This window comes from Pseudomonas sp. BN417, from assembly GCF_029871205.1.
Taxonomy (GTDB): domain Bacteria; phylum Pseudomonadota; class Gammaproteobacteria; order Pseudomonadales; family Pseudomonadaceae; genus Metapseudomonas.
Genome location: NZ_SSOJ01000114.1, coordinates 78,034 through 100,738, shown reverse-complemented (window position 1 = coordinate 100,738; position 22,705 = coordinate 78,034). Strand labels below are relative to the sequence as shown.

Genomic DNA, 22,705 nt, shown 5'->3' with positions numbered 1-22,705 from the left:
CTGAAAACCGGGGCCCTGGTCGTGACGTGCATGCTAGGCCTGTAAATACATGCCAACAAACGATAGATTTTGCGGACTTCTGATTAGGCGGACTTATCAATCATGCTGAAACACTGGCCACCGCTGAACGCCCTGCGCGGCTTCGAAGCCGCCGCCCGCCTGGGCAGCTTCCACAAGGCGGCCGAAGAGCTGCATCTCACCCAGTCGGCCATCAGCCAGCAGATCCGCAGCCTGGAAAGCTTCCTCGAACAGCCACTGTTCTTCCGCAACGGCCGCAGCGTGGCGCTGACCGACGCCGGCTTCGACCTGCTGAGCACCACCCAGTCGCTGTTGCAGCAACTGGCCGTGGGCATCCGCCGCCTGGAGCAGTACCGCAAACCGAACCAACTGGTGGTCAACACTACCCCGGCCTTCGCCCGCCACTGGCTGGTGCCGCACCTGGCGGACTTCCACAGGCGGCATCCGCAGGTCGACCTGTGGCTGCTGACCACCGATGAGGCGCCGGACATGGCGACCCAGACCATCGACATCGCCGTGCGCGACGACCTCAGCGCCCAGGCCGAATGCAGCTTTCGCGTGCTGCTGGAGGACCGCCTCTACCCCGCCTGCCACCCGAGCGTGCTCGAGCAGGAGGCCAGCGCACGAACCACCCTGCACGGCGAACGCGAGATGGACTGGAGCCACTGGCAGGTACAGGGCGGGAGAGATGTCGGCCAGCAGAGCCAGGGCCTGAATTTTTCCGACCCCGGCCTGCTGCTGGATGCCGCCAGCCAGGGACTGGGCATCGCCCTGGTCAGCCAGTTGCTGGCAGGCCGCGCCCATGCCCAGGGCCTGCTGGCGCCGATGGCGGAACAAAGAGTGCGCGGGCCGAACTGGAGCTGGCTGGTGCACCGCGACAGCCAGGACGACCCGCTCACTCGCAGCTTTTGCGACTGGCTGCTGGAACGCTTCGCGGCGCTGGATCAGCACAGCTGAACCGAACCGGTGGATCGGAAAGCCGCCTGGGCGGGCGTTAGCCTGCACTCCACAACCCCTGTTCCCGGCCACCCCTGACGCAACGTCAGCGGCCATCCAGCAACGCAGGGCCGATCGGCCCGACGTAGCGGGGGGCGAGGCCTACTCTCGCATTCGACGCATCACTCCGGCACCCGGCCCACCGTAGGGTGCGCTGCGCGCACCGATTGCCGAATCGGCCCCTGCCCGACGCTCAACCGCTGGTGCGCACGGCACACCCTACCTGGTCAACTCCGTCGCTCTAGCCAGACAACTTGAGTCGTCACAGGCAGAGCCGGTGACTCATGACCACCTCCTCAGGACGTGGTTTCCCACGTTCAAATGAAGACGACAAAAGACCCGCTCCCCCTCCGGGGTGGGCCATTGATGCTGCGCATCTAGTGAACTCCCGGTGAACTGTTTCGCCTGCAAGCAACCCACCGGAGTTCTTATGAGTTTCAACAGAATCGGCGTGGTAAGTGCCGGCACCATGGACACCGGCATCGAGGCGCAGCCCGGGCACCTGGTGTTGGCTAAGCTGGACAAGGAAGAGAAAGCCACCTTCACGAAGCTGGTCAGCGATGCAGGCCAGCTGTACCTCAAGCCCCTGAATCCGGCCTACCCGCTGATACCTATCAAGGGGAACTGCAGGATCATTGGGGTGGTGAAAGAAGCGAAAATGAAGCTGTAGCCAACACATAACGAAAAGCAGGTCACTATGCGCGTTATTTTGCTGCTAATAGCCGGCCTCATCCTCACTGGATGCGCAGCCAACACAACGGAGGAGCGGCCTGCAGCGCCACTTGCGATTCCGTCTGATTCCCGTACACAACTGATCGTCAACTTCAAGGCCGGCAACCACGTTTTCAGGAACGCCTACTGGGATCAGTTCAAATCCCTTTGGCACGCGGCCATCCAGAGCGAAGCTTCGACCTACAGATATACCGTAACCGAGCAAGTCGGCCCCATTACGACCACGTCCGCTCCGGGCTTGCTCCTGGTAATCAAAGTGGACGACTTCCGCTATGTCACCGAGTCCGAGTTCGAGTCCGATTCTGAAGCCGAGCACGCCTGGGTGGATGCAAGGGTTATCTACCTGGATGCACAAACGGCCAAGGAGTACGGGGAGCGAAGTTACAACACCAGTTCCACTGCCTGGGAAGGAATCGCCTCAGCGACGACAGACGTACAGGTCCGGGCATTTGCCAAGGGCATCCTCAACGATATCCGATCCGCCAATACCATTTCCGAGCCCAGCCAGATCGCACCCAACATCTCAGCTGCCCGCGCAACTGACCACGCACTCACGCGAAGGCAGCAGCTCGATCAGCTCGACCGCGAAGGCCTGAGCTACGAGGAGTACCAGCGGCGGTATCGGGAGATTGTGGCGCAGTGAGGATCAAGCATGGATGAGGCAGTCGACCTGCTCAGGTACTGCTGGGCGCTCATCCAAGCCAACATCGACGGATGGCGCTCGAAGCAATTTGATGCGCCAGAGGCGTTCGGATCGATCGAAAGGAATTGCGGAGCCTTGGGTTCTCTCTGGACCTATCGCCCGAAGTAATGCAGGAAAGGACCAGCAGGGCTTCACAAGATTTTCACTAGCTCGGGAGCACAGTGAATCTCAGCTGAAGGATCAGCTCCAGCTTGAGCCCCGCCTACCCTCCCCCCCAGGCGGGGTTCTTTTTGAAGATCAAGTCCGTGGTCTACCCTTCCCTCTCCAACACTGGCCAGGCCATATGCGGCCGCATTGCCCCGTTCGGGCCCTTCAGCCGGATCGTCGTGCTGATCAACGCCCGCGCCAAGAAGGTCGCCCACGGTCCGTTCTTCCGCGCGATCTGGCCGCACCGGGCGAACTGTCGGACACCTTCGAGTGGTTCAAGGTCGACCGGGCCGTGGGCAACGTGCGGAACGACGATCCGAATGCAACAGCACCTGCTGTGGCTTGCCGCGCTGTTCGTAGGCCATGCCCAAGGCCTTGATCTCCAGGTCGGCATCCGGCTTGGCCGAGAATGCCCAGCCGATTATCCGTCGCGTATGCAGATCCAGCACTGCGGCCAGGTGGTGCCAGCGGCCTTGCGCCCAGACATAGGTGATGTCGCCACACCAGCGCTACTACACGGCGCCGGCGGAAGACCGCCCAGCCCTGCTGACTGAGCGCATTGAGCGATTCTATCGAGGATACGGAGCAGAGTATGCTCGTCTCGATCGATTGGCGCTGGATCTTCTTGGTCAATGCTCTCATTGGCATTGTGGCCGTGATTGTTGCATGGACGAGGTTGCCGCCCATTCCTGGACATGAAGTCGAGCGTCCAAATGTCCTCGCTGCACTTCTCGTAACAGGCGGCATCGGTATCCTCGCGAAAATTGGCGATGGTCTTGAAATCCGGCATCAGACGTCCGGTCAGCCACATCAATTCGACGTTGCGCTGCGCCTCTCGCTCAAGACGGCGACCGGATTGGATGCGATTGAGATAGCCGTAGATGTAGATCTTCAGGAGATCTGCAGGATGGTAAGCAGATCTGCCCGTTTCCGCCGGGACGACACCGTCGAAACCCAGCGTGCCGAGGTCGAGTTCGTCGACGAACACATCGACCACCCGCACCGGGTTGGTGTCCGCTAAGTAGTCATCCAGGCTCTCGGGAAGCAGCGTGCTTTGGCCTCGATGCTCTCCCTGGATAAAGCGCTTCATGGGCCGCCCCTCCTGAGTTTGCATCCATCAAATCACAGCAAGGTCGATGCCAACGTTTTTACACAACCTGGGCCAGAAGCTGTCACCCCTGGGTACCAAAAACTACGTAATCTGAAGCAATCCATGGATGGTCTTATTCGGTTTTGAGCATTAACATAACACTCGTTGCGTTAATTAGTTCACGCTGCTAGTCTCCCCTTCATCCGAGAGAAAACCTCAAAGGAGACAGCACCATGAACGACGAACTACGCACGGCGTTTCAGGAAGACGGGGCGGTCCTGATCAAGGGCCTGCTGAACCGAGAGCAACTGGCCCGTTGCCGGGCGGCCTTTGACTGGGCCTTGGAAAACCACGGCCCCCACGCTACCCGGATGTTCAATGGAACCGAGCAGCAGTCTCATGTGGACAATGCCAATCCGCTCGCCAAGGAACGGCTCGAGGACTTGGTTTCGTCCCTGCCGCTCGGCCAGCTGTTTGCCGACCTCTGGGGTTCGGAGAATGTCTGGTACTTCGCTGAGGAGGTGTTCCTCAAGGCCGGCGGACACGGCTCCCGCACGCTCTGGCACCAAGACACGTCCTACCTGCCCTGGGCCGGCAACCACTGGGGCAACGCCTGGATCAGCTTCGAGTCCGTTCCCCGGAAGAATGCGCTGGAGATTGTCCGTGGTTCCCATCGCGGCCCGCGCTTCGACGGAACTACCTTCAGCGACCCCAACGATCCGACCCAGCCCCTGCATGGCGGCGGCGCCCTGCCCCGACTCCCGGATGTCGAAGCCGAGCGCCGGCTGAACCCTGACGCCTATGAAATTCTCTCCTGGGCCACCGAGCCCGGGGACGTGGTGCTGCTGCACCCCGGCTCGCTCCACGGTGGCGCGCCGGTCGACGCGGACTTCCCGGATCGTCACACCTTCGTCTTCCGCTTCTTCGGCGACGACGCCACCTTCCAACCGCTACCGGGGCACAGCGATTCGGGCTACCCGAGACAAGGCGTCCTGTTCACTGAGCAGCTGTCGACCCTGAGCGCCGGCGAACCCTTCCGCCACCCGACCTTCCGCCAACTCGTATGAAAGGAGCGCCGCCGATGAATGCCCAGAACCTGAAGCGACAGTCCATCAATCCGCCACCAACCCAGGTGTTCTACGACAATTTCCACTTCTCCCAGGCGACCCGCGTCGGCGACATGATCTGGGTATCCGGCCAGGTCGGGATCGATGCCTCCCTGACACCGGGCAAAGACATCGAGGAACAGGCACACCTGGCGTTCCAGGCGCTGAAGTACGTCCTCGAGTCGGCCGGCGCCACCCTGTCCGATGTGGTCGAACTGATGACGTTCCACACCGAACTCCAGGACGACATGCCGGCGTTCACGAAGGTCAAGGACGAGTACTTCCCCGATCGCTATCCCTCCTGGACCGCAGTAGGCATCTCGCAACTGGCCCTGCCCGGGCTGCGCCTGGAGATCCGCGCGGTGGCTGTGGCAGGTTGCGGAAACGCCTGACCATTCCACTAAAACGTTCCTAACAACCCGCATAAGGACTTTCCATGGCCACCCTGACCGTGAGCTACCCCCTGACCACCGACTCTACCTTCGACCGGGACTACTACCTGTCCGCCCACCTGCCTCTGGCGCAAGCCGCTTGGGGCGAGTTCGGCCTGCAATCGGCAGAAGTCCTTTTCCCGGCTTCAGGCCCGCAGCCCCTGGCCGGGATGGTGATCCTGCGATTCGTCGACCAGGCGGCAATCGATGCAGCCCTCTCCTCGCCGAAGACGCTGGAAGTGCTAGGTGATGTTGCCAAGTTCACCAACATCACGCCGGTGATCTTCCGCGCCAACGACTGAGGCGGCCATCGCCAGGGTGACCTGATGCATCGGCGGTCACCCCTGCGCTCCCGGAGTGCTTTATTCCAATAATTTCCCTATGCTGGGCCGCGCACCAACCAGTCGCTGCAGCCGGGCAGCGACTCTTCAAACTGACCTGACGACCTTCCAGAGCCCCCATGTCCGACGCCAAAGCCCGCCCTCAACCCGTATCCCAACGCACGAGTGAAAGCGAGTCCGAACCCGTCGCGCGCCGGGGCCGACCGGTCGGCGACCACAACGCCAAGCGGGCCGAACTGCTGGCGGCGGCCATCACGGTGATCGCCCAGGAAGGCTACGCCGGCGCGTCGATGCGCCGGGTAGCGCAACACGCCGGATGCACGACCGGCGCCGTAACCTACTACTTCGCCAACAAGGAAGAAATGGTCGGCGCCGTGGCGCAAAACCTGTTCGACAGGGTGGACGCGCTACTGGAAATCAATCGCGAACAGCTCGATATCAAGTCGCTTATCGAGCAATGGCTGGAATGGATCAGTTCCGACGAGCCGGACAACTGGCTGGCCTGGCTGCAACTGCTGACCCACGCCCGTCACGAGCCGGCTTTCGCCGGGATCATCAAGCAGCGCTACGCACGCTTCCGCGAAGTGTTCACCTCAGTGCTCGAAGAGGGACAGAACCAAGGCAAGATCCGCGACGATATCCCTGCCGATCTGCTAGCCGACCAGGTCAGCGCCATCAGCGACGGCTGGCTGATGATGCTGCCGATCGAGCCAGAGCGCTTCAGCGCGGAACGCGGCCAGGCCCTGCTCAATGCGCTGATCACCCTGATCTCCCCTCCCAAGTCCACCAAGCGCCTGTCCAAAGCCAAGGCTGCAGCACAGTAATCCGCATTCCAACGGGTCCCGCACGGGGCCCATCTTCTCCCCATCTCCCATTTCTCCTTCCCTCTTAAATACGCCTCGCCAACCGGGTACTCCGTATTGCCTGCACACGCCCGCAGCTTTTTTCCTTGCACGAAATCGAAACTCATGTATTTTACGTAACACATGAAATAATAAATAAAACTCAACCATGTGGTGAGGGCGAGGATGGACCTGGGAACCAAGGAACAATCGCTGTCAAAGGGGGCACGACTGCCCTGTTACGACCATTGGGGAACGCCAGCCTGTATCAGGCTGCTGCTGAGTATCTGGCTGACGCTCATGGCGTTGCAGGTAAGCGCGGCGGACGTCGTACGGGTGCACAACTGGGCGGAGTACATCGACCCGGAAGTCCTCCGTGATTTCGAACGGGATACCGGCGTCAAGGTGGAGTACAGCCAGTTCGCAACCGCGGCCGAACTGGAGGCGGATCTGGCGTCTGGCAAGCTCTTCGACGTCATCGTCCCCACCGACTTCCAGCTCGAGCGATTGATCAAGGCGCATAAACTGCTCGAACTGGACCGGACGAAGTTGCCGAATCGGGCCGAGGTGAGCGACGAATTGCTCGCCAAGCTCTCCTCGAAGAACCGAGCCGATCGCTACGTCGCGCCCTACATGTGGGGTATTGCCGGACTCGTCATCCATGAACGGGCGGCCGCCCGGGCATTGCAGGCGCCGGTGGCTAACAGCTGGAGCCTCCTGTTCGACCCCGCCAGCGCCAGCAGGTTGAAGTCCTGTGGCGCTGTCCTGCACAACGAACCGGAGCAGACCCTTTCTCTATACCTCAACTACCGCGGCAGGAACCTCCGCAGCCAGAGCGCACGAGGCATCGAGAAGGCCACTCGCGAGATCAGCGACCTGGGTATTCCCTTGGGCCCGGCCAGCTTCACCGATCTGGTGAGCCAGCTTGCCGAAGGTCGGATATGCGCGGCCATCACCTGGAATGGTATAGCCTCCATGGCCAACCAGAAAGGCGAACTCCGATTCCACATTCCGCAGGAGGGCGGGCTGATGTTCATCGATAGCCTCGCCATTCCAAGCAATGCCCCCAGCAAGGCACTGGCCTACCGCTTCATCGACTACATGCTGCAACCCGGAAATGCGGCACGCAACGCCAGGGCCACGCACTTCACCCCCAGCCTCGACCTGACCCGGGAGCGCAACCGGCGCCTATTGCCGGAGATCACCCTACCGAGCCAGGAGGAAAAAAGACGGCTGTTCTTCCTGGAACGGTTGAGCGACTCGCAGAAGCGAGCAGTCGATGCGGCCTGGTCGCATCTGGATGGGCGCGACCCCACGTAAACGCGCACCATAGACGGAGTCCCTGAACAACGCGCCTCTGAGCTAAGCGCTGCACTACTCCGCCGATGACGCCGCAGTGGTCGCGCCAGTCGCCGCGGGCGAAAATACCATCGGCTACGTCGACAAGGCCGTCACCGACAAGGTGAAAGTGCTCTTCAGCTTGCCCCTAGCCTCGTCCACAAGCCACCACGCCAAGGCATGCGCCTGGCGTGGCCCCCCTGCCCTTCACGCTTGCTGCCACTCTTCGCTTTGCACCGTACCTGTTGTGAGTTATTTTACGTAACGATGGTTATTTAAATTAAAACAACAGAATTGACCGAGGCGAAGATGGATTCAGATAGCAATGAGTTGTCGTTGTCGGCGCGCCAGCGGCGCCTGCTCCTGCAGGCGATAGGAAGCGCGACCCTGGTGGGAGGGATAGCGCTCAGCGGACGAGCCTCGGCCCAGGTACTGCGGGCAGGACAGGACGCGGCTCTCGACGTGGTCATCATCGGCGCAGGGTTGGCTGGCCTGACTGCAGCTCGAGACTTGCAACGCGCGGGCTGCGAATCCTTCGCCGTGCTGGAAGCAAGAGATCGGGTGGGTGGACGCACCTACAACCACGACCTGGGCAACGGCGTCATCTCCGAAGCCGGTGGCCAATGGATCGGCCCGGGCCAGACCGCCATCTTCGACCTGGCCCGCGAGCTGGAGGTGGACACCTTCCCCACCTATTACCAGGGCAAGAACGTTTATCTGGTGGGCGGCGCCAAGTACGAGGAAGACCTCTCTAGCGGCCAGAACGCCAGTTCACCGATCGTGGAAGAGCTCGATCGACTGGCGCGGGGTGTTCCCAGCAAGGCTCCCTGGACGGCGGCAGATGCAGCAGCCATCGATAAGCTCTCGGTGGGGCAATGGCTGGCGCAAAAAGGAATCAGCAACGAGCAGCGGCTCAGCTTCGATGCCTCCATCGGACTGACCACCGGCACGCCTCCCTCGAACCTGGCGCTATTGCATTACCTCTCCCTCATCAACTCCGCCGACTGCAGCATGGAGAAGCTCGAAGGGTTCAAGGGCGGCGCCCAGGAAACGCGCTTCGTCGGTGGCTCCCAGGTCCTCAGCACGCGGATGGCAGAAGCTTTGGGCGACAAGCTCAGGCTGTCGTGCCCCGTGCGCCGGATCGTTGGCTGGGACCGCGATGTCGTCGAACTCCACACCGACCAGGGCATCCTTCGCGCCCGGCAGATCATTGCAGCCCTGCACCCGGCACTGTGCAATCAGATCGTTTTCGACCCGCCGCTTCCCGAAGGGCGCGCGCAGCTGCAACGCCTCTGGCCGTCCCACGCCCCTATGCGCAAGACCGTGCATGTCTACAAGCGCCCGTTCTGGCGCGAACAGGGTTTGAACGGGCAGATTACCCAGGCCGACGGGCCGCTGATCCTCTCTTACGACAACTCGCCCCCGGATGGCAGCGTTGGCGTCCTCAGCGCCTTCGTCAGGACCGCCCAGCTACCCCACGACGCCCAGCGCGCGGAAAGCACCCTTTCGGCCATCTATGCGCAGGTCCTGGGTACGGAAGCGCTACAGCCCACCCAGTTCCACGACCACGACTGGGGCAAGGTCGATCCCTGGACCCTGACCTGCGTCGCCTCGATTCCGCCCGGCTTCCTGACGAAATGGGGCCAATACCTTACCCCCCCAGTGGGCCGCCTGATCTGGTCCGGCACCGAAACGGCCGATATCTGGGCCAGTAGCATGGATGGCGCGGTGCGCTCCGGTCACCGGGCCGCACTGGAGGCACTTCAGGCACTGGCAAAAGCCGGGAGGAGAGCATGATGAAACTCACAACTGCCCTCTGGACCGCCCTGGCGGCGGCGGGCGTAGTGGCGCTCGCCGCGAGCATCGAGCATGACCCCCGGTCGGCAAATCACTTCGAGATATTCGGAACCCTCCGCTCCGGGCGCCAGGCCATCCTGCAGGCGCTCCACACATTCATCCAGGGCCTGGGAGTCGCGCGATGAAACGAGCATTTCTGATCGGCGCCGCAACCGTAGCGGCGGGTCTCACAGCGGCGGCAGCGGTGGTCGGACCTGAACTGTTGGCGGGCTATCGCTTCATGGATGCCCTCGATCGCTACTACGCCGGCTACGAGGCTAACGGCGGCGCCTGGCCGCAGATCCAGGATTCCTGCGCGCTCTGCCATGGTGTCAACGGACAGCCCCGGGATGGACAATACGCGGCCCTTGCAGGCCAGCCAGCCCCCTATATCGAAGCCCAGCTGCACGCCTTCGCCGCCGGTCGGCGACATAGCGCGCAGATGGGGCCGCTGGCCGCGAGCCTGACCGATGCCCAGATCAAGTCCCTGGCCGATTACTTCTCCCGCCAGGTAGCGGACACCACCGAAGCTCCCGAACAGGACAGCGCCCGGACGCAGAGCGGCCAGGCGACAGTCGCCGCCAAGGGATGCATCGCCTGCCACGGCGAGAACCTCTCGGGTGGGCCTCTCGGCCCGCGCATCGCCGGTCAGGGTGAGGGCTATTTGCTGGACCAGTTGAGGGCCTTCAAGCACGGGCAGCGCCAGGACCCGACCCAGGGGATGAATGCCATCGCCGGCATGCTCACGGACGACGAGCTCGAGGCCATCGCGCATTACCTGGCCGGATTGGCACCGCAACCGGACGCCAGATGATTCGCTGTCAGCCAATGTGGGCAAGGACGCCCACAACGACCGGTGCTCCTCCTCAAAACAGATCACCCCGCTCCATGGGAGACTTTCCCGCATCAGTCTTCCCTGATCTGCACGTCTAAGATTCTCGTGGCGAACTGGATAGCAGGATGAAGTCGATCCGATAGGGTGCGTCGCGCGTATCAGCGATTTGATACGGCACTGGAGTCGATTCCCAAGCAGGTGCGCATAGCGACGTACCCTGAGGTCTGGAGCAGGAGCGGGACTTCTGCCTCATATACCGGGTCGCATCGAAACGTCGGTCTGAGCGACTCGCTCCAAGTGGCCCGGCAGCGCCGGGGGGTATTAGCGAATACCCACTAAGAGGCATTCACCTCGTCGAGCACCGTCTGTGAATCTGCTGCCGCCAACCGGCGCCACTTCACAGGAATCGCTATGAAAACAAAAACAAGAGAAAGATGGCGGCAGTCCATACCGCTTCCGATAGTTACCATGCTCTTGGCTTCCCAAGCTCAGGCCGTGAGCTTCAACGTCGGGGATATCCAGGGAAATTTCGACAGCACCCTATCCATCGGTACCAGCTGGGGACTGCGCGATCCGGACAAGGACTTCATTGGCATTGCCAACGGCGGCACGTCATCGACGACGACGGCCGATGATGGCCGACTGAACTTCAAGAAACACGAGGTGATCTCCAGCATCTTCAAGGGGGTCCATGATCTTGAGCTGAAGTACGGTGATTCCGGCCTTTTCGTGCGCGGGAAGTACTGGTACGACTTCGAACTGAAGGACGGCCACCAGCACCTCTACGACATCGATGACCACGGCCGTGCGCGCAGTGCCAAGGCTTCCGGCGCAGAGTTCCTCGACACCTTTGTCTACACCGGCTTCGAGATCAACGACCTGGCTGGCACCGTGCGCCTGGGCAAGCAAGTGGTCAGTTGGGGGGAGAACCTGTTCATCCGCGGCGTCAACCAGATCAACCCTGTCGACGTGGCGGCCTTCCGCCGCCCAGGTGCGGAGATCAAGGAAGGGCTGATCCCTGTCAACATGTTCTATGTTGCCCAGGACCTGAGCGACAGCCTGTCTATGGAGGCTTTCTACCAGCTGGAGTGGGCCAAGACGGTCATCGACAACTGCGGCACCTTTTTCTCCAGTACTGACGTCGCCGCCGATGGTTGCAACGACAAGAATCTGATTTCCGGCAGCGACTTCGATCCCGCCAATACCATCTTCCTTCCGCGCCTGAAAGACCGCGACGCCCGGGATAGCGGCCAGTACGGGGTGGCCCTGCGGTGGTTCGTCCCGCAGCTGAACGACAGCGAGATCGGCCTCTATGCCATGAATCTGCACAGCAGATTGCCGGTATACAGCCTGGTCAACAGCGCTGTGCTGGACCCGGCCGACCCGGCCTTCGATCCCAACTTGATCGGTAACACGCCCAACACCGGTTACTTCATCGAATACCCCGAAGATATGCGCCTGTATGGTCTGAGCTTCCAGACCACCCTGGGCGCCACTGCGGTTACCGGTGAGATCAGTTATCGGCCGAACATGCCTCTGGCGCTCAATAGCACCGACCTGACCTTCGCAGCCCTCGGTCTGGACTCGATCCTCGGCCCAACGAGCCCGGAGGTGATACAGGACGGTCCCCTCACCCCCGGCGCCGACCTGGCCGGCTACAAGCGCATGCCGGTCACTCAATTCCAACTCGGTGCTGTCCACTTGATCGAGCAGGTCGCAGGTGCGCAACGCCTCGCTCTCGCGGGCGAGGTGGCCTACAACCGAATCAACGGCCTGAAGAGTGGTCCGGGTGAGCTGCGCTTCGGCCGCGACTCCATCTATGGCTACGGTGAGGTCGCAACGCCTGGCGTGTGCGAGACCGTGCTCAACCCCGACAATCCGCGCTTCTGCAACGGGCACGGTTACTTCACCAGCAGCTCATGGGGCTATCGCCTGGCCGCCAGCCTTGAGTACAGCAACGTCTTCGCCGGCATCAACCTCATTCCCGAGATTGCCTGGTCCCATGATGTCGACGGTTACGGCCCCAACTTCAATGAGGGTTCCAAGTCGGCGTACCTGGCGCTTAACGCCAACTACCTGAACCGTTATGGCGCTTCGCTCTCCTACGTCGATTTCTTCGACGGGCGATACAACCCCAACACCGATCGTGACTACGTCGCTGTCAGTTTCAGCGCCAGCTTCTAATTCAAGGATAACGCCATGAAAAAGCACTTTTGGTCGCCCGCTTACGTCCTGGCCATAGCCCTGTCGACCGCCTCTGCAGGCGCTGCCGACCTTATCGGCCTCACGCCTCTGGGGGCTGAAAAGATCGGCAATCAGGAGGGCACTATCCCGGCCTGGACCGGCGGATTGCCGACCGATGCGGCGAGTGTCAATGACAGGGGCTTCCAGGCAAATCCGTTCACCGGGGAAAAGCCACTGTTCGTCATCACTGCGGAAAGCGCCGAGAAATACCGCAAGAACCTGAGCGAAGGCCAACTGGCAATGCTGCGTCGCTATCCGCAAACCTACCGCTTGCCGGTCTACCCGAGCCACCGCACCCTGGCTCTGCCACAACGCATGTACGATGCCGCTGAGACCAATGCCAAGGTCGTCCGACTCGGCGCCGATGGTCTGAGCATCGAGAACTTCACGACTGGCCACTATCCCTTCCCGCAGCCCAGGACTGGTACGGAGGTGATCTGGAACCACCAGACCCGCTACCTAGGTGGCAATTTCCGACGCTGGATCACCCAGGCCACCCCCCAGGTAAACGGCCAGTACACCATGGTTCACCTCGAGGAAGAGGTCGTCGAACCGGCCCTGGCGGAGGGCATCGACCCGCAGCGCGCGCGCAATCTGCTGCAGTTGTTCAAGCAAACGGTCACGTCCCCCGCGCGCATGGCCGGCAACGTGTTGCTCGTCCATGAGACTCTGGACCAGGTGAAGGAGCCGCGCCTGGCCTGGGTCTACAACGCCGGTCAGCGCCGCGTAAGACGCGCGCCCCAGGTCGCTTACGACGGGCCAGGCACCGCCTCCGATGGCCTGCGCACCACCGATAACCACGACATGTTCAACGGCGCGATGGATCGCTATGACTGGAAGCTTCTGGGCAAGCGCGAGATGTACATCCCCTACAACAGCTACGAGCTGGACTCGCCTGCGCTCAGGTATGACGAAGTCATCAAGCCTGGGCACATCAACCAGGACTTGACCCGTTATGAGCTGCACCGGGTCTGGGTGGTCGAGGCCACCCTGCGCGAAGGACAGCGCAACATCTACGCCAAGCGCGTGTTCTACGTGGACGAGGATAGCTGGCAAATTGCCTTGTCCGAGCACTACGACGGTCGTGGCCAGCTCTGGCGTGTCGGCGAAGGCCATGCCAAGCACTACTTCAACCAACAGCACATGGGCTACACGCTCGAAGTGCTGTACGACCTGCTGGCCGGCCGCTATGTCGCGCTGGGCATGAAGAACGAGGAAGATCGCAGCATGGAGTATGGGTTCACGGCAAGAATGAGCGACTTCACGCCTTCGGCGCTGCGCAAGAGCGGGGTCCGTTGAGACTTTACCCGTCCGGGGCGGAACGCCCTGGACGGAACTCAGGATCAAGCAACCCCAGATGAATGACGAGTGGAAGCATTGCCACTCGGCGCGTTTCTCCTGAAGCACGTGCCGGGATGGTGGTATGAATGCTGTCATCAGGACTCTCTCACACCCTCTCAACCAGGAATCAGGCGAGCAGAAAACATGACCCATCCTGATGAAGTATCGAAGGCGCCCGGCCTGCTTGTGCGCCCTCGCCTATTGGAGAACCTGGATTCTGGTCGACGCATTCGCCTGCTTTGCGCTCCGGCGGGGTTCGGCAAGAGCGAACTGGCCCGACAGTTCGCTGCACGTCTGCCTCATTGCCCAGTGGTGTGGCTCGACCTGCACAGTGCTGAGAAAGGCCTTGAGAATCTCCGTGCCCAGTTCGCCGAGGCCCTGGACCTCGATGAACTGTCGCCATCGGTGGAAGAAGTACTGAAGCACCGGAAACAGGGCCTCGTCGTGCTGGATGGCTACTGCCCGGAGAAAACCACGGACAAATGGCTCGAGCACCTGTTCGAGCACTGCCCAACCACACTCCAGTGGCTGGTCTGCACACGTCGACTTCCCTCCTGGAGAGTCGGCAGGTGGCTGTTGGCCGACGAACTCACCCTGCTGGGTGCAGAGGAACTGGCGCTGACCGAAGCCGAGATAAAGCTGCTGCTCTCTCAGCTGAAGCTGAGCCGACGTATCTCCGCAGTGGAACTACAGCGACAGAGCGACGGATGGATAGCAGGCATCAGTCTGCACCTGTTGTCTCTGCGGTCGGGAGTCGACAGGCCCTTCGGCCTGCTACATCGCAATTCACTGGTAGAGGATTATCTTGACAGCGAAGTCCTGGAGCACCTGCCGAAGGAGATGCTCTCTCTTCTGCGCGTCATCGCCCATGCGCCATTCGTCGACGGCCCGCTCTGCGCATTCCTGGCCGATGATCCCATGGCCTTGCGCAAGCTGCGTAGCGAGCAGGTTTTCCTGCGTCGTCTACCGGGCTCCACGGACCACTTCACTCTGTTCGCACCGCTCAAGCGACTTCTGCAAGAGCGCTATCCCGACCAGGCCCCTCCCTTGCTCGCCGCTAGCCAATGGCTGCACCTGGCCGGCGCCCACGTCGAAGCCTTCCGCTACGCGCTGGCCATCCCGGACGCCTCACGCGGGCTGGTCTCAATGGGCCAGATCGCCACACGGGAGCTGCTCATCGGGCAGAACCTGAACTACCTCCTGGAAGGTATCGATCAGCTCGGCATCGCCTGGATCGAGCAGAACCCGCAAGCTCTGGAAGTCGTTTCCAGGGCCCTGCTGCTAGGGGGACGCCTGGAACAGGCCGAGCGCACCATCCAGCTCATCGCAGAGCAAGACTTCGACCTGCACCTTGCCCTGAGCGCCGAGCTGGCTCTGCATCAGGGGCACGCGCAGGAGGCGCAGAGAATTGGATGCCGAGCTCTGGACCGCCTCGCGAGAAATGAGCGCTGGGCGCAGATGATTCTCTGCTTCTCGTGCCTGACGCGTGCCAGCCTGACCATGGGTGACGTCGTGACGGCCAAGCGCCTTCAACACCAAGGTATCGAGCTTTCCCGCCGCAAGGGAGAAACGCTGTTCGAGTGCCTGCTGATACTGGACGAAGTGCTGATCGAGGAACTGGCCGGCAATCTGCCTCGGGCCCTGCAGGCCCTGGACCAATTCGATCAACTATTGGTCCAGGGCCCGGGCTCGGCACTCCTGCAAGGTGCGGCGTTGATCCGGCGCGGCTGGCTCCTGATCCTGACGGGACAAGAGCGGCAGGCTCGCGAGGCCTTGGAAGAAGGTCTGTTGCTCTCCTGTGCAAGCCGTAATCCGGTGGCTTGCCACGCCCCGGCGATACTTGCGCAGCTCGATGCCAACAATGGCGACTTCGCAACTGCACAACAGCGACTAGCGGATGCGCAACGACTGATGCACTCCTGGAACGTTGCCGAAGTGATTTACAGAGGCGTCCTCGACCTGTGCACCGCCAGGATCTGGATGAAGGCCAATCACTACGAATCGGCATCCCGATTGCTCTCCCGCGTACGTGAGCAGTACGAAGGTGAGCATGCCCTCACACCGCCCAGTGCCTACCCCGACCTTTACGCCCTGGCGGGTTTCCTTCAAGCAGAAGTGCTGTGCTCCCGGGGTTCTTTCGGCGAGGCCAACACGCTGCTCGACCAACTGCTGCAACGCGCCGAGGGCAATGCTTTCAATATCATCGTCTGCCAGGCCCAGCATGCCTTGGCTGAAGTTGTCCGCCTGAGGGGGGATCTGCACAAGGCAGAACGGCTCCTGGCCTCGGCTGCCGCCATGGCCATAAGCCAAGGCCAACACAACCTGCTCATGGGAACCCATCTGGAAGCCATGGGGTCCAGCCTGCAAGCGGGGCCGGTCGCAGACTTGCAGACGGCCCCAGCGCCGGAGATCGAGCTGCTGAGCCGGCGCGAGTTGGCAGTACTCAGCCTGATCGCCAAGGGCTACTCCAACTTCGAGATCGCAAAAATCCTCTCGCTCTCCCCTTACACCGTCAAAACCCATGCCAAGCACATCAATTCAAAGCTGAAAGTCAGCAGCCGGACGATGGCGACGGCCCGTGCGAAAGCCCTTGGGCTTTTGCTCTGACCCAACGGAATCGACTTCGCCGACACGCCTGAGCCCGGCCATCGTGTCGGGCGACCGCATCGCGGACGCCCTGGCCAACTACCCCACCTCGCTTATCACGGGCTGTCGCACGCCGTCGCCCAAGGGCGTCGACACGGCTCAGAAAGATGCTCCATCACAGCGCACCCGACTGACGGCCTGAACATCTTCCTGCCGGACTACTACGCCTCTCCGAAGCCGGAAAGAACGACGGCCCCCGGCCGGCGCCAGCGTGATGCCCCCCAGACCGGCACTGCAGGGGGGTAATGGCAAATACCCACTTGGAGGCATTCACCTCGCCAGGTCATGTCTGGGAGTCTGGCTCCACCCCGACAAATAAATAGAAGGAGACACCTCATGCTCATCGATCAATCGATTCGCGAAGCCTTTCGCAACGACGGCGCCGTCCTCATCGAGAACTGCCTCGACCAAACGGAACTGGCGCAGTGCTACGAGGCGTTCAAGTGGAATGTCGCCAACCCGGGGCCGTACAAGTTCCAGGCGCTCGACGGGACCAAGCTGCAGACCCACATCGACAACGCCAACCCGGCCGTCAAGGACAAGTACGATGACCTGGTGATGGCGCTCCCGCTCGGCAAGCTGTTCCAGGAGCTCTGGGGCTCGGAGCATGTCTGGTACTTCGCCGAGGAAGTGTTCGCCAAGGAAGGAGGCAAGAGCGGTCGCGGGCCGTGGCACCAGGACACCGCGAACCTGCCCTGGGCCGGGGAGCACTGGGGCAATGCCTGGATCACCTTCCACAAGATCCCCAAGAAGAACTCCCTGGAGATCGTGCGTGGTTCACACCGCGGCATCCAGTACGACGGGGCCAGCTTCGCCAATGCAGAGGATCCGACTGACCCGCTCTACGGTGACGGCTCCCTGCCCCGCCTGCCGCACATCGACAAGGACCTCGCGGAAGACCCCAACGCCTGGGACGTGCTTTCGTGGCCGATCACGCCGGGTGATGTCGTCTTGCTTCACCCACACTCGCTACACGGGGGGGCCGCTGTCGATGCCGACTGCCCGGACCGCCACACGCTGGTGCTGCGCTTCTTCGGTGACGACGCCAGGTTCCGCTGCCTGCCGACATCGAACCCGAAATACGCACGCAACGGCGTCCTTTTCTCCGAAGAGATGGCCAAGCTCAACGAGGGCGAACCGTTCCGCTCGCCCATCTTCCGCCAGATCATCTGACTGAACATCGCAAGGAGTATCTCGACCATGAATCGACAGATGATCAACCCGCCACACACCCAGGAACTCTACGACCGGCTTCACTTCTCACAAGCGACCCGTGTCGGTGATCTGATCTGGGCCTCCGGCCAGGTGGGAGTCGATCGGCTCACGCAGGCCGTGGGTGAAGGGATGGAGGCCCAGGCCAGGCTGGCGTTCGACAACGTGAAAAGCGTCCTCGAAGCTGCGGGCGCCAGCATGGCCGACATAGTCGAGCTGATGACTTTCCATACCGATCTCCGGGGCGACATCCAGGAATTCATCAAGGTCAAGGATGAGTTCATCCCCGAGCGATTTCCCTCGTGGACAGGTATCGGTGTCAGCCAGCTCGCCCGCCCCGAGTTCCTGATAGAAATCCGCGTCGTCGCAGTGGCCGGCAGCGGTACCGACTGATGCTGCCCTATGAGGCAGCCGCTGAATAGCGCTTTGACGCACTGACGCTATTGCTGGCGCCTCAACGTCCGCAACCGCGCGTCAGTGCAGCTTCATCAAGAAGACAACAGAACAAATACAAAACGCTGATGGAGACGAACATGAATCGCTTTGACGGCCCGGAGCAATCCGCCCCCCCCGAATACCCGCTGAACCTGACGGCGCGCCTCGACCGCCTGCCGGTAATGGCCACTCACTACGTCTGGGCTCTGTTACTCGCGGCCAACCTTATGCTGGAGTACTACGACAACGCCATCTTCGCCTACTCGATACCGACCATCAAAACGCACACCAACCTGAGCTTGGAGCAGATCGGCGTCATCAGCAGCGCTTTCTTCGTGGGAATGGTCATCGGAGCGCTGGTGGGAGGAAGGCTCTCGGACAAGTGGGGACGCCGTTCGGTCCTCGTCTGGTCCACTGTCCTCTACTCCTTGGGAGCACTGGCGACAGCGTTCGCACCGAACTTCGAGATCATGCTGATCTCCCGTGTGGTTACGGGTATCGGCGTACAAGCGGCCACATCGGTCCTGCTTGTGTACATCGCAGAGATGTTTCCGAGCAAGGCACGTGGCCGCTTCGTGTCCATCGTGACACTGGGGTTCGTGGTCTCCGGAGTGGGGGCGGCGGCACTCGCCATGTTTGTTCTACCCCATGGGGGCCCCAATGCCTGGCGCTACCTGCTCATCGCAGGCAGTGTCGGTCTGCTGATCGCTCCCATTGTGCGTTTCGTCCTGCCGGAATCGGTCCGCTGGTATATCTCGCGGGGGCAGATCGACAGCGCCGAGAAGATCGTCCGCAAGCTGGAAGCACGGGCCTTGCGCAACGGCCCGCTGAGCGAACCACAGGTAGCGAACCTGGAAAGGATCAAGGAGCCTTCACTACCGCAGCTCCTGAGAAACAAGGCCGTGCTGCGCACCATGGCCGTCGTCACCCTGGGCTATTTCGGCTCGAGCCTGGCCTACTACCTGTTTGCGAACTGGGGTGTCTACGCACTCATCCATGGCCTCCAATACTCCGAGGACGATGCATACCAGACCATGTTCGTCTGGAACTTGGTCTATTGCGTCACACCGTTCCTCACCTACCTGTTCCTGGACCGGTTCGAGCGCAAGACAACCATCCTCGCCACCTCCATCCTCAGCGCGATACCGCTCGTGCTGCTCGGTCTCTCGACCAACAGCTCGGTGGTCATAATCGCAGGCGGGGCTACTGCCATCATTACCGGGCTCGTCGTCAACGCCTACTACACCTATATCCCAGAAACCATTCCCACCCAATTGCGTGCCCTGGGCAGCGGGATCGTGATGTCCGGCGGCCGGTTCGGCGGGGCCGCCTCCGGTGTCCTGGGCGCAACGCTCTTCTCCGCCGGGGGTATCGAGAGCGTGATGCTCACCGCAGCGGCCTGCTACATCATCTTCGCCATCCCCGTCGTCCTCTATGGGCCTCGTACCACGAAGCGTTCACTCGACCTGGTCACTGGCCAGGAGCTCGGCGCTATCAACGGTTCGCAGCCGGGCTCTGGAGCAAGCAGAACACTGGCCCCCCACCTGCCCGTCTCAAGAGGGAAACTTTCATGACCGATCTGTACGTCGCTGCGCTGCCTGAGGCCGCGCTCGCCAGCGTGACCGTGGCCTGGGCAGTGTGGCCAGGCAAAGCGTACACGCTGAAACATTCAAAAGAGGCAGAATGATGACCCGACTCGATGACAAGTATCGAACCCTCGGCGGATGGGAAGAGAAGCCGAAGGACCTGCAGCCGGATCTCGTGGGCAACGTCACCGCAGATGTGGTGATCGTTGGCGCTGGGCTGGCCGGGCTTTGCGCAGCCCTGGAGCTGGCCAGGCAAGGCGCCCGCGTGGTCGTCCTCGAACGTGAGTTCGCCGGCTTCGGCGCGAGCGGTCGCAACGCGGGCTATCTGGCTGGCGGGCAAGGGCTCGGATACGAGTTCTTCCTCAAGAAGATCGGCACCGAAAAAGCGAGACAGGTCGTCCAATTCTACGAGGAAGGCGTCGCTTTCGCCGAAGCGAAGTTCAAAGAGTACGAGATCGACTGCGACTACCTTCAGTCGGGGTTGATCCGTGCAGGCATCGACCCCTCCCAGGAAAGGCGGTTGCGCGAAAACATGCAGATCGGCGCCGAGCTCGGCTGCGCTTCGGAGTTTCTGGATCAGGCCGATATGCGCGCGCGCGGCATCCCGCCAGCGTTCCTGTTCGGTAGCTACGTGCCACGCGGCGGCACGCTCAATCCAGGCAAGTACGTCCTGGGACTGCGGCGTGCGGCGATTCGGGCGGGCGTGAAACTCCACGAGAACACGCCACTGCTGTCATACACCGAAGGTCCGGTCATCAAGGTGAACACTCCGCGCGGTAGCGCGAGCGCACCGCTGCTGATCTTCGCCACCAACGCCTATACGCCGCAGCTCGGTCTGCTCGCCAACAAGGTGGTGCCGTTGCGGGTCTCCGCAATCGAGACGGAACCTCTTTCGTCGGTGCAATTGGCGGCACTGCGCTGGCCAGGACGCGAAGGCATAACGACCGCGCACTGGACCATGGAAAGTCACCGCCTGACGGCCCGCAATACGCTCGTGTCGACCACCAAACGGCTGCGCTACGCCTACGGTTCAAAGACACCGAGTGAGCCTGAGCACCGTCACTATCAGGCGCTGAGGGCTGCTTTGCATGAACGCTTCCCGACCTTGAAGGGCATCCCCATCAGGAGCTGCTGGAGCGGCTACATCAGTTTTGCCAACGATACGTTGCCCGTCATCGGCACAACCGGGGCCAATCGGAACATCTACTACGCCGCAGGATGTTCCGGTCATGGTCTCGGCACCCAGGGTCTGGTCGGACACATGCTCGCCGAGCGGATTCGAGGCATCGAGAGCCCACTGCTGACGATGCTGATGCACCACGAAACGCCATCGACATTGCCCGAGCCGCTGCGCTGGTGTGCCGTCAACGGGGCATTTGCCGCAGCCAACCGGATGGACGAACGCCTCAATCGCAAAGTGCGCACCGCCTGAGCGGTGCTCGCCCCTCATCTCCTCTCCACGTAGAGAAACTCACATGACAGATCTGTACGACGTCGCCGTGATCGGTGCCGGTTTTGCCGGTGTGACCGCGGCCCGCGACCTGAGCATCGCAGGCCACTCGGTGGTGCTGCTCGAAGCACGCGAGCGCATCGGCGGCCGCACCCATCTGGGTGAAGCATTCGGCCGCCCGCTGGAGCTGGGCGGCACTTACGTACACTGGACCCAGGCGCATGTCTGGCGTGAACTCACGCGCTACGGTATCGGCCTGGTGACACCCCTGCCGATTGCCAAAGCCTACTGGCTGGCCGATGGCGAGGTGCACTGCGGAACCCCGGCTGAATTCACCCGGTTGACCGACCCGCTCATCACCCGGTGCTTCGCCGATGCACGTGCGCACTTTCCACGGGTGGACCGCATCGAAGCCTGCAACGTTAGCGCGGTTGACCAGCAAACCATCGGCGACCGGATCGACTCGATGAACCTTTCCGCCTATGACCGTGATCTCCTGGTCAACGTAATGGCGACGCTAATCGGCTCCGAGAGCGAACAGGGGCTTGCCCAGTTCCTGCTCTGGAGCGCGATCTATTTCGGCGACTGGAAAGCCTTCATGGAAGTGGCCGGGCACTGGCCGATCGACGGTGGAACCGGACGACTGCTCAACGCGATGGCCGCCGACTCGAAGGCCGAGCTCCTCCTGAGCACGCCGGTGACTGCGGTCGAGGACAACGGGGACCAAGTCATAGTGACCACCCGTGACGGGCAGCGTATCCGGGCGCGGCATGCCGTCGTGGCACTCCCTCTCAACACCCTGGACGACGTCTCCATCGAACCGCCGCTTGCTCAACCTGTGCGTGCCATGATCGAGCAGAAACACCCGATCAAGCCCAGCAAGATCTGGGCGAGGGTCAAGGGCGAGATCGAGGCCTTTCTCGCCCACGCCCCGGTCGGCAAGCATCCCATCAGTACCGCCCGGGCCGAATGGCGCCACAATGGCGACACGCTAGTGGTGTGCTTCTGCTCGGATGCGTCGGCACTTGATGGCAATGACCCTGAGGCCGTACAACGCGCACTGCGGGTCTTCGTCCCGGATATCGAAGTGCTGGAAACCGCTTGGCATGACTGGGCAAGCGATCCCTTCTCACAAGGCGGATGGGTTCATCACCGGCCTGGCAACCTGACCCAGGTGGTTCCACAGATGCGAAGGCCCCACGGCCGAATCCATTTCGCAGGCGGGGACATCGCGGCGATAGGTGTCGGTGGTATCGAGGGTGCCATCGAGACTGGCGCCAAGGCTGCCTGTGACATTGCTCGCGCATTGGGTAGCGCAGGCCATTGACCGGACCTGTTGTCGATGGGACTGGCGTAGTGTAAGGCCGCCGTCCCAT

General features: G+C 61.9%; 19 protein-coding genes and 3 pseudogenes. 20 read left to right on the top strand and 2 right to left on the bottom strand.

All coding sequences use genetic code 11. The features are described from left to right. Positions 1–102: 102 nt before the first annotated feature. The 3 genes from E8F11_RS13940 (at position 103) to E8F11_RS13930 (ending at position 2,389) form a co-directional block, all read left to right on the top strand. Positions 103–975 carry a LysR substrate-binding domain-containing protein gene (locus E8F11_RS13940; protein ID WP_280289396.1) on the top strand — a complete coding sequence of 291 codons (873 nt, stop codon included), beginning with the start codon at positions 103–105 and terminating at the stop codon, positions 973–975. A gap of 469 nt (positions 976–1,444) precedes the next feature. Next, positions 1,445–1,684 carry a S24 family peptidase gene (locus tag E8F11_RS13935; protein ID WP_348529781.1) on the top strand — a complete coding sequence of 80 codons (240 nt, stop codon included), beginning with the start codon at positions 1,445–1,447 and terminating at the stop codon, positions 1,682–1,684. 27 nt (positions 1,685–1,711) lie between these two features. Beyond that, positions 1,712–2,389 (top strand): hypothetical protein, encoded by a 678-nt coding sequence (locus tag E8F11_RS13930; protein ID WP_280289395.1) that lies wholly within the window; start codon positions 1,712–1,714, stop codon positions 2,387–2,389. A gap of 512 nt (positions 2,390–2,901) precedes the next feature. On the opposite strand, the pseudogene E8F11_RS13925 reads toward E8F11_RS13930, so the two are convergent. After that, positions 2,902–3,102 (bottom strand): annotated as a pseudogene (locus tag E8F11_RS13925) (DDE-type integrase/transposase/recombinase); the annotation flags it as partial. Positions 3,103–3,347: 245 nt separating this feature from the next. Next, positions 3,348–3,686: pseudogene (locus E8F11_RS13920) on the bottom strand (transposase); the annotation flags it as partial. Between the two features lie 233 nt (positions 3,687–3,919). On the opposite strand from E8F11_RS13920, the gene E8F11_RS13915 reads away from it, so the two are divergent. From E8F11_RS13915 to E8F11_RS13840, 17 genes and pseudogenes are all read left to right on the top strand, one after another. Further along, entirely contained in the window at positions 3,920–4,753 is an 834-nt protein-coding gene (locus E8F11_RS13915) for a phytanoyl-CoA dioxygenase family protein (protein WP_280289393.1), read from the top strand. 14 nt (positions 4,754–4,767) lie between these two features. After that, complete coding sequence (locus tag E8F11_RS13910) at positions 4,768–5,184, top strand: RidA family protein (protein ID WP_280289392.1); 417 nt, start codon at positions 4,768–4,770, stop codon at positions 5,182–5,184. Between the two features lie 44 nt (positions 5,185–5,228). Next, positions 5,229–5,525, top strand: a complete 297-nt coding sequence (locus tag E8F11_RS13905) for an EthD family reductase (RefSeq protein WP_280289391.1) — start codon at positions 5,229–5,231, stop codon at positions 5,523–5,525. A gap of 158 nt (positions 5,526–5,683) precedes the next feature. Further along, positions 5,684–6,388 (top strand): TetR/AcrR family transcriptional regulator, encoded by a 705-nt coding sequence (locus E8F11_RS13900; RefSeq protein WP_280289390.1) that lies wholly within the window; start codon positions 5,684–5,686, stop codon positions 6,386–6,388. Positions 6,389–6,592: 204 nt separating this feature from the next. Continuing rightward, positions 6,593–7,726 carry an extracellular solute-binding protein gene (locus E8F11_RS13895; RefSeq protein WP_280289389.1) on the top strand — a complete coding sequence of 378 codons (1,134 nt, stop codon included), beginning with the start codon at positions 6,593–6,595 and terminating at the stop codon, positions 7,724–7,726. Between the two features lie 61 nt (positions 7,727–7,787). After that, positions 7,788–7,892: pseudogene (locus E8F11_RS30185) on the top strand (phosphate ABC transporter substrate-binding protein); the annotation flags it as partial. Between the two features lie 161 nt (positions 7,893–8,053). After that, positions 8,054–9,541: an FAD-dependent oxidoreductase gene (locus E8F11_RS13890; RefSeq protein WP_280289388.1), complete on the top strand. Its 1,488-nt coding sequence runs from the start codon at positions 8,054–8,056 to the stop codon at positions 9,539–9,541. Further along, the gene (locus E8F11_RS13885) at positions 9,541–9,726 is read left to right on the top strand and encodes a hypothetical protein (RefSeq protein ID WP_280289387.1); all 186 of its coding nucleotides are present in this window, start codon (positions 9,541–9,543) and stop codon (positions 9,724–9,726) included. Before E8F11_RS13890 ends, E8F11_RS13885 begins: the two co-directional genes overlap by 1 nt. Next, a complete protein-coding gene (locus E8F11_RS13880) occupies positions 9,723–10,394 on the top strand; it encodes a c-type cytochrome (RefSeq protein WP_280289386.1) in 672 nt (223 codons plus the stop codon). The genes E8F11_RS13885 and E8F11_RS13880 overlap by 4 nt, the downstream gene beginning before the upstream one ends. Positions 10,395–10,883: 489 nt before the next feature. Next, positions 10,884–12,599, top strand: coding sequence for a DUF1302 domain-containing protein (locus tag E8F11_RS13875; protein WP_280289385.1), 1,716 nt, complete (start codon positions 10,884–10,886; stop codon positions 12,597–12,599). 15 nt (positions 12,600–12,614) lie between these two features. Beyond that, a complete protein-coding gene (locus E8F11_RS13870; RefSeq protein WP_280289384.1) occupies positions 12,615–13,958 on the top strand; it encodes a DUF1329 domain-containing protein in 1,344 nt (447 codons plus the stop codon). Positions 13,959–14,144: 186 nt separating this feature from the next. Continuing rightward, positions 14,145–16,607, top strand: a complete 2,463-nt coding sequence (locus E8F11_RS13865) for a LuxR C-terminal-related transcriptional regulator (protein ID WP_280289383.1) — start codon at positions 14,145–14,147, stop codon at positions 16,605–16,607. Positions 16,608–16,982: 375 nt separating this feature from the next. After that, positions 16,983–17,819, top strand: coding sequence for a phytanoyl-CoA dioxygenase family protein (locus E8F11_RS13860; protein ID WP_280289382.1), 837 nt, complete (start codon positions 16,983–16,985; stop codon positions 17,817–17,819). A gap of 27 nt (positions 17,820–17,846) precedes the next feature. Then, the gene (locus E8F11_RS13855; protein WP_179058736.1) at positions 17,847–18,251 is read left to right on the top strand and encodes a RidA family protein; all 405 of its coding nucleotides are present in this window, start codon (positions 17,847–17,849) and stop codon (positions 18,249–18,251) included. Positions 18,252–18,391: 140 nt separating this feature from the next. After that, positions 18,392–19,867, top strand: coding sequence for an MFS transporter (locus tag E8F11_RS13850; RefSeq protein ID WP_280289381.1), 1,476 nt, complete (start codon positions 18,392–18,394; stop codon positions 19,865–19,867). Between the two features lie 112 nt (positions 19,868–19,979). Further along, positions 19,980–21,311 (top strand): FAD-dependent oxidoreductase, encoded by a 1,332-nt coding sequence (locus tag E8F11_RS13845; protein ID WP_280289380.1) that lies wholly within the window; start codon positions 19,980–19,982, stop codon positions 21,309–21,311. A 43-nt stretch (positions 21,312–21,354) separates the two neighbouring features. Then, positions 21,355–22,656 (top strand): NAD(P)/FAD-dependent oxidoreductase, encoded by a 1,302-nt coding sequence (locus E8F11_RS13840; protein WP_280289379.1) that lies wholly within the window; start codon positions 21,355–21,357, stop codon positions 22,654–22,656. Positions 22,657–22,705 lie beyond the last annotated feature (49 nt).